General features: G+C 75.8%; 8 protein-coding genes. 7 read left to right on the top strand and 1 reads right to left on the bottom strand.

Annotated elements, in window-relative coordinates; genetic code table 11:
- Positions 1-11: 11 nt before the first annotated feature.
- The 4 genes from ACF9IK_RS13610 to ACF9IK_RS13595 all read left to right on the top strand — a co-directional run bounded on the left by ACF9IK_RS13610 (position 12) and on the right by ACF9IK_RS13595 (position 8,509).
- Complete coding sequence (locus ACF9IK_RS13610) at positions 12-368, top strand: MGMT family protein (RefSeq protein ID WP_395294476.1); 357 nt, start codon at positions 12-14, stop codon at positions 366-368.
- Positions 369-392: 24 nt separating this feature from the next.
- Entirely contained in the window at positions 393-3,797 is a 3,405-nt protein-coding gene (locus ACF9IK_RS13605; RefSeq protein WP_395294475.1) for an ATP-dependent helicase, read from the top strand.
- A gap of 99 nt (positions 3,798-3,896) precedes the next feature.
- Complete coding sequence (locus ACF9IK_RS13600; protein WP_395294474.1) at positions 3,897-7,124, top strand: UvrD-helicase domain-containing protein; 3,228 nt, start codon at positions 3,897-3,899, stop codon at positions 7,122-7,124.
- A 191-nt stretch (positions 7,125-7,315) separates the two neighbouring features.
- The gene (locus ACF9IK_RS13595) at positions 7,316-8,509 is read left to right on the top strand and encodes a PP2C family protein-serine/threonine phosphatase (protein WP_395294473.1); all 1,194 of its coding nucleotides are present in this window, start codon (positions 7,316-7,318) and stop codon (positions 8,507-8,509) included.
- A gap of 21 nt (positions 8,510-8,530) precedes the next feature.
- On the opposite strand, the gene ACF9IK_RS13590 is transcribed toward ACF9IK_RS13595, so the two are convergent.
- Positions 8,531-9,502, bottom strand: a complete 972-nt coding sequence (locus ACF9IK_RS13590) for an endonuclease/exonuclease/phosphatase family protein (protein WP_395294472.1) — start codon at positions 9,500-9,502, stop codon at positions 8,531-8,533.
- A 78-nt stretch (positions 9,503-9,580) separates the two neighbouring features.
- Between ACF9IK_RS13590 and ACF9IK_RS13585 the strand changes: the two genes are divergently transcribed.
- The 3 genes from ACF9IK_RS13585 (at position 9,581) to ACF9IK_RS13575 (ending at position 13,961) form a co-directional block, all read left to right on the top strand.
- The gene (locus tag ACF9IK_RS13585; RefSeq protein ID WP_395294471.1) at positions 9,581-10,219 is read left to right on the top strand and encodes a PadR family transcriptional regulator; all 639 of its coding nucleotides are present in this window, start codon (positions 9,581-9,583) and stop codon (positions 10,217-10,219) included.
- Between the two features lie 74 nt (positions 10,220-10,293).
- Entirely contained in the window at positions 10,294-11,067 is a 774-nt protein-coding gene (locus ACF9IK_RS13580) for an ABC transporter ATP-binding protein (protein WP_395294470.1), read from the top strand.
- Positions 11,064-13,961: an FtsX-like permease family protein gene (locus ACF9IK_RS13575; protein ID WP_395294469.1), complete on the top strand. Its 2,898-nt coding sequence runs from the start codon at positions 11,064-11,066 to the stop codon at positions 13,959-13,961. The genes ACF9IK_RS13580 and ACF9IK_RS13575 overlap by 4 nt, the downstream gene beginning before the upstream one ends.
- The last annotated feature ends 38 nt before the right edge of the window (positions 13,962-13,999 follow it).

Raw genomic sequence — 13,999 nt, 5'->3', positions numbered from 1 at the left:
TATAAGGAAGAATGCCGCAGGTGACGGACGCTGACGACGACGGCGGCCAGGTCGGACTGCCGCCCTTCGCCGAACTGGTGCTCGACCTGACCGAGCGGATTCCACCCGGCCGGGTGATGACCTACGGGGACGTTGCCGAGTACCTCGGCCAGGGCGGCCCCCGGCAGGTCGGCCGGGTGATGGCCCTCTACGGCGGCGCCGTGCCGTGGTGGCGGGTGATCCGGGCCGACGGCCGGCTCCTGCCCGGCCACGAGCAGCGCGCCCTCGCCCACTACGGCGACGAGGGTACGCCGATGCGCGAGCTCGCCGACCCGCCCCGGGTCGACCTCGGGCGGGCGCGCTGGGACGGCCGGTCCGCGGGGGATTGAGCCGAAGCGGGTGCGCGGACGGGAATGACGGGGCAGGATCGTAGGCTCGATACGGCGGGCCCCCGGCGGGGCCCGCCGTCCGCGGCCCGCAGCACAACCCCCAGGACATCCGTGAGCTCCCCCTACCGTCTGGTGCGCAGTCCCCTCGCACAGCCCGACCCGCCCGTGCTGGACGGCTACCAGCGCGCCGTGGTCGAGCACCCGGGCGGCCCGCTGCTGGTGCTCGCCGGGCCCGGAACGGGCAAGACCACGACGCTGGTGGAGGCCGTCGCCCGGCGGATCGAGCACGGTACCGACCCCGAGCGGATCCTGGTGCTGACCTTCAGCCGCAAGGCCGCGATGGAGCTGCGCGACCGGATGTCCGGCCGGCTCGGCGCCTCGGCCGCCGCCCCGCAGGCCACCACCTTCCACTCCTTCTGCTACGCCCTGCTCCGCGCCCACCAGGACCCGCACGACTACGCCGAGCCGCTGCGGCTGCTCTCCGGACCCGAGCAGGACGTGATGGTCCGCGAGCTGCTGGCCGGCGGTGCCGAGGACGCCAGGCTCGGCAGCCCCCGCATCGCCTGGCCGCTCGACCTCCGGGCCTGCCTGACCACCCGCGGCTTCGCCGACGAGGTCCGCGCCGTGCTCGCCCGCAGCCGCGAGCTGGGCCTCGGCGAGGCGGAGCTGGCGCGCTTCGCCGAGGGCGTCCGGCGCCCCGACTGGGCCGCCGCCGCGCACTTCCTCGCCGACTACCTGGACGTGCTCGACCTGCGCGGCGTCCTGGACTACGCGGAGCTGGTCCACCGCGCGGTGCTGCTCGCCGAGCGCCCCGAGGTCGGCGAGCAGCTCCGCGGGCGGTACGACGTGGTGTTCGTCGACGAGTACCAGGACACCGACCCCTCCCAGGTCCGACTGCTGCGCCGGCTTGCCGGCGGCGGGCGCGACCTGGTCGCGGTCGGCGACCCGGACCAGTCGATCTACGCGTTCCGGGGCGCCGACATCAACGGCATCCTGGAGTTCCCCCAGGCCTTCCCGCAGGCCGACGGCGCCCCCGCCGACGTCCGGGTGCTGCGGGTCTCCCGGCGCTCCGGCGCCGTCCTGCTGGCCGCCTCCCGGGAGCTGGCCCGGCGGATGCCGATGGGCCGGCTGCCGGCGGAGAAGCTCGCCCAGCACCGCGCCCTGCTGCCCTCCCGCGAGGGCGGCCGGGTCGAGGTGTACACCTATCCCACCCCCGGCACCGAGCTGGACTCGATCGCCGACCTGCTGCGCCGCGCCCATCTGGAGGAGGGCGTGCCGTGGGGGGAGATGGCCGTCCTGGTCCGGGCCGGGGGCCGCTCCATCCCCGGCGTGCGGCGGGCGCTCAGCGCGGCCGGCGTCCCGCTGGAGATAACCGGCGACGACCTTCCGTTGCGCGAGGAGCCCGCCGTCGCCCAGCTGCTGCTCGCCCTGCGGGTCTGCGCCGAGCAGGCCGCCCGGGACCGGCACGACGCCCTCGACACCCCCGATCCGCTCACCACCGAGCTGGCCCACGCCCTGCTCACCGGCCCGCTCGGCGGCATGGACGGCTCCGACCTGCGGCGCCTCGGCCGCGCCCTGCGCGAGGAGGAGCGGGCGGCGCTGCGTGCCGACGGCCGGCCCGCCGCCGTGCCGCGCCCCGCCGGGGAGCTGATCCGGGAGGCCCTCGGCGAGCCGGAGCGGCTGACCGCGTTCGACCCCGGGTACGCCCGGCGCGCCCGGGACCTCGGCATGCTGCTGCGCAAGGTCCGCGAGCGGCTGGCCGGCGGCTGCACCGCCGAGGACGCGCTCTGGGAGCTCTGGGACGGCAGCCGCCGCTGGCGCGAGCGCCTGGAGCGGGCCGCGCTGCGCGGTGGCGCGGCCGGCCGCAACGCCGACCGGGACCTCGACGCGCTCTGCGCGCTGTTCGAGACCGCCGCCCGTGCCGAGGAGCAGGTCACCGGCCACCGCAGCGCCCTCGACCTGCTCGCCGAGCTGGAGGCGCAGGACATCGCCGCCGACACCCTCACCGTGCGGGCCGTCCGCCCGGAGGCCGTGCGGCTCATGACCGCACACCGCTCCAAGGGCCTGGAGTGGCGGCTGGTCGTGGTGGCCGGCGTCCAGGAGGGCCTCTGGCCGGACCTGCGCCGCCGCGGCTCGCTGCTGGAGGCGGACCGGATCGGCCGCGACGGCCTCGCCGAACCGCTCTCCCCGGCCGCGCTGCTCGGCGAGGAGCGTCGACTCTTCTACGTCGCCGCCACCCGGGCCAAGGAACGGCTGATCGTCACCGCCGTCAAGGCGCCCGCCGAGGACGGCGACGAGCCCTCCCGCTTCCTGCGCGAGCTGTACCGGGAGGACGTCGACCCCAGGACCGGCCGGGTGCTGCGGCGTACCCCGCCGGCCACCGTCGAGGACGTCACCCACCGCCCGCGCCGTCCGCTCTCGGTCGCCGCACTGGTCGCCGAGCTGCGCGCGGTCACCGTCGACCAGGCCCGCTCGCCCGAGCTGCGCCGCGCCGCCGCGGAGCGCCTCGCCACCCTGGCGCTGGCCGCCGACGAGGACGGCCTGCCGCTGGTGCCGGCCGCCCACCCCGACCGATGGTGGGGCCTGGACGACGCCACCGCCGCCCCGGAACCGCTGCGCAGCGCCGACCTGCCGGTCCGGCTCTCCGGCAGCGGCCTGGAGCAGTTGGAGAACTGCTCGCTGCAGTGGTTCCTGGACAAGGAGGTCAAGGCGCGCACCGTGGGCTCCGCGGCCCAGGGCTTCGGCAACGTGGTGCACGCCCTCGCCGACGAGGTCGGCTCCGGCCGTACGCCGGCCGACCTCGCCGTCCTGATGGAGCGGCTGGACACGGTCTGGGACGCGCTGGCCTTCGACGCGCCCTGGAAGTCCCAGCAGGAGAAGACCGAGGCGCGGGCGGCGCTGGAGCGCTTCCTCAACTGGCACGTGCTGGAGCGCGGCCGGGACGTGGTCGCCACCGAGCACGGCTTCGACGTCACCCTGGACGCGGGCGGGGTCCGGGTGCGGATCCGCGGCTCGATGGACCGGGTCGAGAAGGACGAGGCCGGGCGCGCCTACGTGGTCGACTTCAAGACCGGCAAGGAGGTGCCGACCGACAAGTCGCTGCCCGACCACAGACAGCTCGCCGTCTACCAGCTGGCCGTCCGGGCGGGCGCGCTGAACGAGCTGCCGGGCTTCGACGGCGGGGCGCCCGCGTCGGGCGGCGCCGAGCTGGTGCAGCTCCGCAAGCCGGACAAGTCCGGCCCGGACGTCCCGAAGGTGCAGCGCCAGGAGCCGCCCGAGGGCGAGCCGTGGATCGAGAACCTGCTCGCCGAGGCGGCCGGGAAGGTGCTCGCCGAGCGCTTCGTGCCGCAGACCGGCGGCGGCTGCGACCGTTGCTCGTTCCGCCGCAGCTGCTCGGCCCAGCGGGACGGCGCCCAGCTCGTCGAGTAGGCACCGGACGTCGAGTAGGCACCGGAAAGGGGCGCGCAGTAGCGAGGGTCACCCCCGCTTTCGGCCCGGCCCGTCGGTGCACCCCGTTAACGTTGCGGGGTGACCGCCGTGCTCAGCCATCCCGACCAGCTCAAGGAGCTGCTCGGCATCCCCTTCAACCGGGAGCAGATGGCGGCCATCGGCGCCCCGCTGGAGCCGGCCGTGATCGTGGCCGGCGCCGGCTCCGGCAAGACCACCGTGATGGCCGCCCGGGTGGTCTGGCTGGTCGGCTCCGGCGCGGTGGCCCCCGCGGAGGTGCTCGGCCTCACCTTCACCAACAAGGCCGCCGCCGAGCTCGCCGAACGCGTCCGCTCGGCCCTGCTGCGAGCGGGAATCGCCGAGGCGGACGGGGAGCCGCTCGGCGCCCCGGAGATCTCCACCTACCACGCCTTCGCCGGCCGCCTCCTCAAGGAGCACGGCCTGCGGATCGGCATCGAACCCGACGTGCGGCTGCTCGCCGACGCCACCCGGTTCCAGCTCGCCGCCAAGGTGCTGCGCACCGCTCGCGGCCCGTTCCCGGCCCTCACCGGAACCTTCGCCAACCTGGTCGCCGACCTGACGGCGCTGGACGGCGAGCTCGCCGAGCACCTGGTCGAGCCGGACGCGCTGCGCGCCTTCGACGAGGAACTGCTCGACACCCTGGCCACGGCCAGGCTCACCAACGAGGACCTGCGGGCCGTCCCCGGTGCCGCCCGGGCCCGGCTGGAGCTGCTCCGCCTGGTCGAGGAGTACCGGCGCCGCAAGGCCGCCGCCGGACTGATGGACTTCGGCGACCAGATAGCCGCCGCCGCCCGGCTCGCCCAGCAGCGCCCCGAGGTCGGCGAGCTGCTGCGGGACCAGTTCAAGGTGGTGCTGCTCGACGAGTACCAGGACACCTCGGTCGCCCAGCGGTTGATGCTGGCCGGGCTTTTCGGCGCGGGCCCGGACGGGCGGGGGAGCGGCCACCCGGTGACCGCCGTCGGCGACCCGTGCCAGGCGATCTACGGCTGGCGCGGCGCCTCGGTGGCCAACCTGGACGAGTTCCCCCGGCACTTCCCGCGGGCCGGCGGCAGCCCCGCCGCCCGGTACGCGCTGAGCGAGAACCGCCGCAGCGGCGGGCGGCTGCTCGCGTTCGCCAACGGGCTGGCCGCCCCGCTGCGCGCCATGCACGAGGGCGTCGAGGCGCTGCGCCCGGCCCCGGGGGCCGAGCAGGACGGCTACGTCCGGGCCGCGCTGCTGCCGACCCACGCCGAGGAGGTCGACTGGCTGGCCGATTCGATCGCCCACCTGGTCGCCACCGGCACCGCCCCCGGCCGGATCGCCGTGCTCTGCCGCGGCGGCGCGGCCTTCCCCGACATCCACGCGGCGCTGGTCGCCCGGGACGTGCCGGTCGAGGTGGTCGGCCTCGGCGGGCTGCTCCAGCTGCCCGAGGTGGCGGACCTGGTGGCGGTCTGCGAGGTGCTCCAGGACCCGACCGCCAACGCCGCGCTGGTCCGGTTGCTGATCGGTCCGCGCTGGCGGATCGGCCCGCGCGACCTCGCCCTGCTCGGTCGCCGCGCCGCCGAGCTGGTCCGCACCGACCGGCCGGAGGGCGTCGAGGCGCTGGCCGCCGCCGTCGCCGAGACGGACCCGACCGAGGTGGTCTCGCTGGCCGACGCGCTGGAGACCTTCCTGACCGCCCCGACCGGACCGGACGGGGCGCAGCCCGGCGACCTGCCGTTCTCGCCCGAGGCCCGGTCGCGCTTCGCCCGGCTCGCCCAGGAGCTGCGCGAGCTGCGCCGCTCGCTCGCCGAGCCGCTGATGGACGTGCTGCACCGGGTGCTCGCCGTCACCGGCCTGGAGATCGAACTCGCCGCCTCCCCAAAGGCGTTGGCCGCCCGCCGGCGGGAGACCCTGCACGCCTTCCTGGACGTCGCGGCCGGCTTCGCCGACCTGGACGGCGATCCGGGCCTCGCGGCCTTCCTCGGCTTCCTGCGTGCCGCCCAGGAGTACGAGCGCGGCCTGGACAGCAGCCTGCCCGGCGGCGAGGACACCGTGAAGGTGCTCACCGCGCACAAGTCCAAGGGGCTGGAGTGGGACGTGGTCGCCGTTCCCGGCCTGGTACGGGGCGCGTTCCCGTCCTCGACCGCGCGCGAGCGCTGGACCAGCACCAAGCGGGTGCTCCCGCACGCCCTGCGCGGCGACGCGGCCACCCTGCCCGACGTCCGCGGCGGCTGGAACGCCAAGTCGATGGCGGCTTTCAAACAGGCGCTCGCCGAGCACTCCGGCACCGAGGAGTTGCGGCTCGGCTACGTCGCCTTCACCCGGCCGCGCTCGCTGCTGCTCGCCTCCGGGCACTGGTGGGGCCCGAGCCAGAAGACCCCGCGCGGCCCGTCCGCGTTCCTGGAGCAGCTGCGGGAGCACTGCGAGCAGCCCGGCGCGGGCGAGGTCGAGCACTGGGCCGAGCCGCCGGAGAAGGGCGCCGGGAACCCGGCCCTGGCCGCGCCGGTCGAGCGGCCGTGGCCGCTGCCGCTGGACCCGGCCGCCCAGCACGCCCGCCGCCGGGTCGCCGAGGTGGTGCACCGGCGCCTCGCCGGGCGGCCCGCGCCCGAGCCGGAGCCGATGGCCGCCGAGGACCGCCGCCTGGTGGAGTCCTGGGACCGCGACCTGACGGCGCTGCTCGGCGAGCTCGCGCGCTCCCGGCGCAGTGTCCGGGACGTACCGCTGCCGGCGACCCTCTCCGCCACCCAGCTGATGAGGCTGGCCGCCGATCCGGACGGCTTCGCGCAGGACCTCGCCCGCCCGATGCCTCGCCCGCCGCAGCCCGCGGCCCGCCGGGGCACCCGCTTCCACGCCTGGGTGCAGTCCCGGATCGAGCCGCTGCTGCTGGTCGAGCCGGGGGCGCTGCCCGGCGCCGACGACGACGGCATCGAGGACGAGCAGGACCTCGAACGGCTCAAGGAGGCGTTCCTGCGCACCCCGTACGCGCACCGGACGCCCTACCGGGTGGAGGCGCCGTTCCAGCTGGTGCTGGCGGGCCGGGTGGTGCGCGGCCGGATCGACGCGGTCTACCGGGACGGTGACGTCGGGTCAGAATTCGGCGGCGCGTCACGCTACGAAGTGGTGGACTGGAAGACGCATCGCGAGGAGACCGCCGATCCGCTCCAGCTCGCGGTCTACCGGGTCGCCTGGGCCGAACAGTTGGGCGTTCCGCTGGAGCAGGTCACCGCGTCGTTCCTGTACGTCCGCAGCGGCCGGGTCGAACAACCCGCAGGACTTCCCGACCGAAAGAAGTTGGAACGGCTCCTGATCGGGAACAGTGAAGAATGAGTCACGGAGAGCATCCAACTCATCATGGCATCGGGCGAAACCTGTGCGTAGTGCACGTTTCGCGCCTATTGTGGGGTCGGTAACCGGTCAACCCCCGTGCTCCGGCCGCCAGCGAGGCCCGCATCCCCTAACCCTCCGTCATCACCGCAGGTGCCCAAGGGCATCGGCGTCTTCTGCTGGAGAGACCGAAGTTGAGCGCGACCGGATGGATCAGAGAGCGGTTCGCCGGGCCGACCCCGGGGGCCGCTCCGGGCGCGACCGGCACCTGGCCGAGGACGGCACTGTCGCTGCCGTTCATCGGCATGGCGCTGGTCGTCGTCCTCGACTACTTCACTGACGCCGCGGTGACCGTCGAACCGGCCCTCACCGCCGTCCCCGCGCTGGCCGCCGTGGTCAGCCGCCGAACCTGGTACCCGCTCGCGATCGGTCTCTGCACCGAGGCCGCCGCCTTCCTGATGGCCTTCCGCAACGACGTGCTCGGCGAGTCGGTGCACGGCGCCACCGTCTTCGCCATCGTGCTGGTCGCCGTGATCGGCTGGGTCAGCGCCACCCTGCGGCTGCGGCAGGAGAAGGCGCTCGCCGACGCCCAGCTGGTCGCCTCGATCGCCCGCCGGGTGCTGCTGCGGCCGGTCCCCGAGCGGGTCGGCACCGTCCGCGCCGCCGTCCACTACGAGGCCGCCGCCGCGCACGCCAGGATCGGCGGGGACCTCTACGAGGTGGTCAACACCCGGCACGGCGTCCGGGCCGTGGTCGGCGACGTCCGGGGCAAGGGGCTCGGTGCGGTGGAGACCGCCGCCGCCGTGCTCGGCGCCTTCCGCGAGGCCGCCCACCAGGAGCCCGCACTGGACCGGGTGGCCGGCTGGCTCGCCGTCAGCCTCGACCGCGCCCTGCACGAGAACGACCACCCCGGGGTGGAGGAGGAGTTCGTCACCCTGGTGCTGATCGGGGTCCGCCCCGACGGCACCGCCGAGATCGTCAACTGCGGCCACCCGGCGCCCCTGCTGCTGCGCGGCGGCGAGCCGGTCCGGCAGCTGGAGCTCGCCGAGACGGTGCCTCCGCTCGGGGTGCTCGATCCGGCCGACGTCCGGCCGCCGGTGCACCGGATCCCGCTGCGCCGGGGCGACCGCGTGCTGCTCTTCACCGACGGCGTGATCGAGGCGCGCGACCGGGCCGGGACGTTCTACCCGCTCGTCGACCGGCTGCCCCTGTGCGCGGACGGCAGCCCGGTGGACGTCCTGCGGCGGCTGCACGAGGACGTGGTGCGCCACGTCGGCCGCCAGCTCGGCGACGACGCGGCGATGCTGCTGCTCCAGTACGAACCCCCGGTGCCGCCGGGCGCCCACCTGCCGCACCAGAACGGGCTGGCGGCGCAGCCCCGGGCCTGAGCCGGACTGTGCCCGGGCCGGTCAGAGGCTGACCCGCACCACCAGCGGGCGGTGGTCCGAGACCGCCGTCCGCGGTGCGGCCGCCGGGCCGACGGCCGCCCTCGGCACGCCCACCGCCAGCACGTGGTCGAACTGCACCGTCGGCCGGTGCGAGGGGTAGGTGGGCGTGCGGGCCAGGTCGCGCCAGCCCTGCAGCCGGGCCCGCGGCTCGCGCACCCGCCGCCTGCGCGGCTCCACCAGCGCCGGCCGGGCCCGCCGGGCCTCCCGAAGTTCGCGGACCCGGGTCCGCGGCGCGGTGCGCTCCAGCGCCGCCGCCCCGCCCAGCACCGTCCGCGGCACCGCGCCGACCAGGTTGAAGTCCCCCAGCACCAGGTAGGGCTGGGGAAGGTCGGCGATCCACCGCCGGATCGCGGCGAGCTGCGCCATGTTCCAGCCCGGCACGAAGGACAGGTGGGCGGCCACCACCGTGAACGGCCCGCGCCCGCCCTCCAGGACGGCCGCCAGTGCAGCCCGCGGCTCGTCCGGAACCGGCGTCAGCCCGCGCTGCCCGGCCACCCGCAGCGGCAGCCCGAACGGCGCCGGGGCGAACCGCCGTGCTCGCCAGTGCCGGACCGGCAGCCGGGTCAGCAGCGCGGTGCCGTACGAGGGCGGGGCGTCGTCGCCGACCTCGTCCGGCCCGTACACCTGGATCCCGGGCGGCGCCGCGGGGTCGGGCAGCCAACCCGCCACCGGCGCCGGGCGGCCGTGCAGCGCGGCGGCGAACCGCCAGTCCGCCGCGCCCATCGCCTTCGCGGCCGCCGCCGTCTGGTCGGCGCCGCCGGAACGGGCCTGGTACCGGTCCACCTCCTGGAGCGCCAGGACGTCGGCGTCCAGCGCGGCCACCGCCTCGGCCAGCGGTGCGTCCGGGGCGGCGGGGAAGGGCCGCGGACCGCCGTCCGGGGCGAGCGGCTGACCGTGCAACAGGTTGAAGGTGGCGATGCGCAACTGGCTCACACCGGACGACGGTACCCGCTCGACGGCGGAGCGGGCGCCGCTTGAGCCGGCGGGGCATACCGGGTATACATACTCGGTATGTCCATCCGTCACGGTCTCCTCGCCCTGCTCGACCAGGGCCCGCGCTACGGCTACCAGCTGCGCACCGAGTTCGAGGCGCGCACCGGCGCCACCTGGCCGCTCAACGTCGGCCAGGTCTACACCACGCTGTCCCGGCTGGAGCGCGACGGCCTGGTCGAGCCCGCGGGGGAGGACGAGGAGGGGCACCAGTTCTACGCGATCACCGCGTCCGGCCGGGACGAGCTGCGCGCCTGGTTCGACACCCCGGTGCCGCGGACCAACCCGCCGCGCGACGAGCTGGCGATCAAGCTGGCCATGGCGGTGACCGTCCCCGGGGTGGACGTGCCCGCCGTCGTCCAGGGCCAGCGCCGCCACAGCATCAAGGCACTCCAGGACTACACCCGGCTCAAGGGCCGGGCGCTGGCCGGCGAGGCCCGGCCCGGGGGCGGCCAGTCGGCCGGGCCCGGTGCCGACCTCGCCTGGCTGCTCGTCCTGGAGCAGCTCATCTTCCAGACCGAGGCCGAGATCCGCTGGCTCGACCACTGCGAGACCAGGCTGGCCCAGCAGGCCGAGATCGAGCAGGCCAGGGCCGCCGAGGCCGCCGCCGCGCCCGAGGCCGGCACCCGCCGGATCGGCCGCCGCCGGACCAGGGCCTGAACCCCGTCCGGACCACAGGAACCACCCGGTCCGGCCGGTCACCCGGTCCGGGCCCACGAACAGCAGGGGGAATCGTGTCCCAAACCGATCCGACCAGGGGTGCCGCCGAGCCGGTACTCCACCTGGAGAACGTCACCCGGGTGCACGGCCAGGGCGCGGCCGAGGTGCAGGCGCTGCGCGGCATCGACCTCGTGGTGCGCCCGGGCGAGTTCGTCGCCGTGATGGGCCCCTCCGGGTCCGGCAAGTCGACCCTGCTGACCCTCGCGGGCGGCCTGGACGGCCCCACCACCGGCCGGGTGCTGGTCGAGGGCGTCGCGCTCGGCGGACTCAGCCGCAAGAAGCTCGCCGAGGTCCGGCGCCGCTCGGTCGGCTACGTCTTCCAGGACTACAACCTGATCCCCGCCCTCACCGCCGCCGAGAACATCGCCCTGCCCCGCGAGCTCGACGGCCTCTCCGCCCGAGCCGCCCGCCGCGAGGCGCTCGCCGCACTGACCGAGCTCGGCATCCCCGAGCTCGCCGACCGGTTCCCGGACGACATGTCCGGCGGCCAGCAGCAGCGCGTCGCCATCGCCCGCGCCCTGATCGGCGACCGCCGCCTCGTCCTCGCCGACGAGCCCACCGGCGCCCTCGACTCCACCACCGGCGAGGCCGTCCTCGCCGTCCTGCGCGCCCGCTGCGACGACGGCGCCGCCGCCATGATGGTCACCCACGAACCCCGTCACGCCGCCTGGGCCGACCGCGTCGTCTTCCTGCGCGACGGCCGGATGGTCGACGAGAGCGTCAGCCAGGACGCCGGCAGCCTGCTGCTCTCCGCGGCCGCCAACGCGAAGGGCCCGGTGGGAGAGTGAGGCTCAGTGCCTGGCGGGTCGCCCTGCGCATCGCCCGCCGCGACGCGCTGCGCGCCAAGGGGCGCAGCGCCCTCGTCGTCGCCATGGTCGCCCTGCCCGTCCTCGGCGTCACCGGCGCCGACGTGGTCTTCCGCAGCGCCGAACTCGACCCCGTCGAGAGGGTCGTCCGCACCATGGGCCAGTCCGACGCCGAGCTGCGCCTGATGGAGCGCGGCGCGATCGTGCTCCAGGCGCCCGACCCGGACACCGACTACTCGCACCAGAGCCCCTCCGAGGCCGAGACGGTGAACGGGCAGCCCAAGTACACCCCCGAGCAGCGCCGCAGCCTCGACACCGAGCCCGGCGTGCTCGCCCGCGAGCTGCTCCCGGCCGGCACCGTGTTCGTCCCGCTCCGCCAGGGCCCGTACACCGCCACCAGCACCGCCGAGGGCCTGCTCAGCGTGCAGACCGTCGAGGCCGACCTCACCGACCCGGTCTGGCGGGGCAAGTTCGACCTGGTCAAGGGCCGGGCCCCCGGCGCCGACCACGAGGTCGCCGCCACCCGGGACTTCCTCGACCGGTCCGGGCTCAAGCTCGGCGACCGCACCGCCCCGCGCGGCCTGGAGGCCACGCCCTTCACCATCACCGGCGTCGTCGAGTACCCGGGCGAACTCCGGGCCACCGGCCTGGTCGCCCGGCCCGGCGCCCTGATCGACCAGCTGGCCAAGCTGCCCGGCGCCGAGCAGTCCCGCGGCAGCCGCGGCACCGCGCCGGGCGAGACCACCACCTGGCTCCTCAAGCTCCCCGCCGGGGCCGCACTCGACTGGCCGAAGGTGAAGGAGCTCAACGGGTACGGCTTCACCGCCGCCTCGCGCAGCGTCCTGCTCGACCCGCCGGCCCGCGCCGACGTGCCGTTCTACGTCCAGCAGGACGAGAAGGGCGGCGGCCGGTCCGGCGACTACCTCGACAAGACCTCGGTCGTGATCGTCGCCACCGTGATGGGCATGGCGCTGCTGGAGATCGTGCTCCTGGCGGGCCCCGCCTTCGCCGTCGGGGCCAGGCGCTCCCGGCGGCAGCTCGGCCTGCTCGCGGCCGGCGGCGGTGACCGCGCCCACATCCGGGCGGTCGTCCTCGGCGGCGGCGTCGTCCTCGGCGTCACCGGCGCCGCCCTGGGCCTCGGCCTCGGCGTCGCTCTGGTCGCGCTGCTGCGCACCCGCGCCGAGGACGCCGCCGGCGAGCGGTTCGGCCACTTCGACCTGCAGCCGCTCGACCTGCTCGGCGTCCTCGCCATCGGCCTGGTCACCGGTCTGCTCGCGGCCGTCGTGCCCGCCGTCCAGGCCTCCCGGCAGGACGTCGTCGCCGCGCTGACCGGCCGCGACTCGCTCCGGCCGCCGAGCCGCCGGCTGGCCGTCCTCGGACTGGTGATGCTCGGTGGCGGAGCCGCCCTGGCCCTGCTCGGCGGTACCAGCGGCTTCGGGAGCCGCAGCCTGGCGGTCCTCGGCGGTTCGGTGATCGCCGAGCTCGGCATGGTCGCCCTGACGCCCTTCCTGGTCGGTCTGTTCGGCCGGCTCGGCCGCTGGCTGCCGCTCGGCCCCCGGCTCGCCCTGCGCGACTCCGTCCGCCACCGCGGTCGCACCGCGCCCGCCGTCGCCGCGGTGATGGCGGCCGTCGCCGGCTCGGTCGCGATCGGCGTCTACACCACCAGCAGCGACGAGGAGCAGCGCCGCGGCTACGTGGCCAGCGGCCCCGCCGGCGCGGTCCTGCTCAGCAGCGGCTGGGGCTCCGCCGCCGACGGCGCGCTGCTGCCCAAGCTGCGCGGCGCGGTGGAGAACAACATCCCCGGCCTCGGCACCAGGGCCGACGTCCAGAAGGCCGACTACAAGGGCGACTGCGCCGTGACCCACGGCAACTGCGGCTACGCCACCGTCGAGATGCCCAAGGAGCGGCAGTGCCCGCTGCACTCCCGGGACGCGCGCCCCGTCTCGGACCAGGAGGCCGAGCGGATCCGCCACGACGACCCGCGCTGCAAGGAGCGCCCCAGCTACCGGGTCAACCCCTTCGGCGACCTCGCCGTCGGCGACGCCGCCCTGCTGCGCAACCTCTTCGGCGTGACCGATCCGGCCGCGGCCCGGGCGGTGGCCGAGGGCAAGGCCGTGGTCTTCGATCCCAAGTACCTCAAGGACGGCAAGATCATCGTCCGGCTCGTCGAGCCCCGGGACGAGAACGCCGCCCCGAACCCGAACGGGTACGTCGAAGAGGTCACCCACGACGTCCAGGTCGACGCCGTCCTGGCCACCGCGGTCGCCCCGACCGGCGGCCAGGCCGTGCTCGGTCCGGAGACCGTCCGCAAGCTCGGCCTGACCACCAGCGACGCCGGCTCGGTCTGGCTGCCCGAGAGCGCACCGTCCGACAGCGCCGAGCAGAAGGCCACGGGAGCGATCAGCAAGCTCTCCGACGGCACCCGCTTCGAGATCGAGCGCGGCTACCGGTCGAACCGCGGCCTGATCAGTCTCGGCCTGGCCGGCTTCGCCGGCCTGGTCGCCCTCGGCGCCGCCGGCATCGCCACCGGCCTCGCCGCGGCCGACTCCCAGCGCGACCTGACCACGCTCGCCGCGGTCGGCGCCGCGCCCCGGATCCGCCGCACCCTGTCCGGCTTCCAGTGCGGGGTGATCGCCGCGATGGGCGCCCTGCTCGGCGTCGTCGCCGGCGTCGTCCCGGCGGTGGCGCTGCGCAAGGTGGAGGCCGCCGCCAGCACCTTCCCGGGGATGACCGCCGACGAGGTCGCGGACAAGGGCCTGGTGGTCTTCCCGTGGCTGCAGGTCGGGCTCACTGCCGTCGTCCTGCCCGTGATCGCGGTGGCGCTGGCCGCCCTGCTCACCCGCTCGCGCATCTCGCTGCTGCGCCGCACGGGCTGAGCCGGCCATCCGTCCGCGACACCGCCCCGTCACCCCCG

The sequence above is a fragment of the Kitasatospora hibisci genome (assembly GCF_043950205.1).
Lineage (GTDB): Bacteria > Actinomycetota > Actinomycetes > Streptomycetales > Streptomycetaceae > Kitasatospora > Kitasatospora hibisci.
The sequence above is the reverse complement of the archived record's forward strand: the minus strand, read 5'-3'. Positions and strand labels throughout refer to the sequence as shown.

What these genes read in the sequence shown, in the direction of transcription:
- ACF9IK_RS13610 (WP_395294476.1), top strand. Translation starts at nt 12, where the DNA reads ATGCCGCAGGTGACGGACGCTGACGACGACGGCGGCCAGGTCGGACTG.
- ACF9IK_RS13605 (WP_395294475.1), top strand. Translation starts at nt 393, where the DNA reads ATGACGGGGCAGGATCGTAGGCTCGATACGGCGGGCCCCCGGCGGGGC.
- ACF9IK_RS13585 (WP_395294471.1), top strand. Translation starts at nt 9,581, where the DNA reads ATGTCCATCCGTCACGGTCTCCTCGCCCTGCTCGACCAGGGCCCGCGC.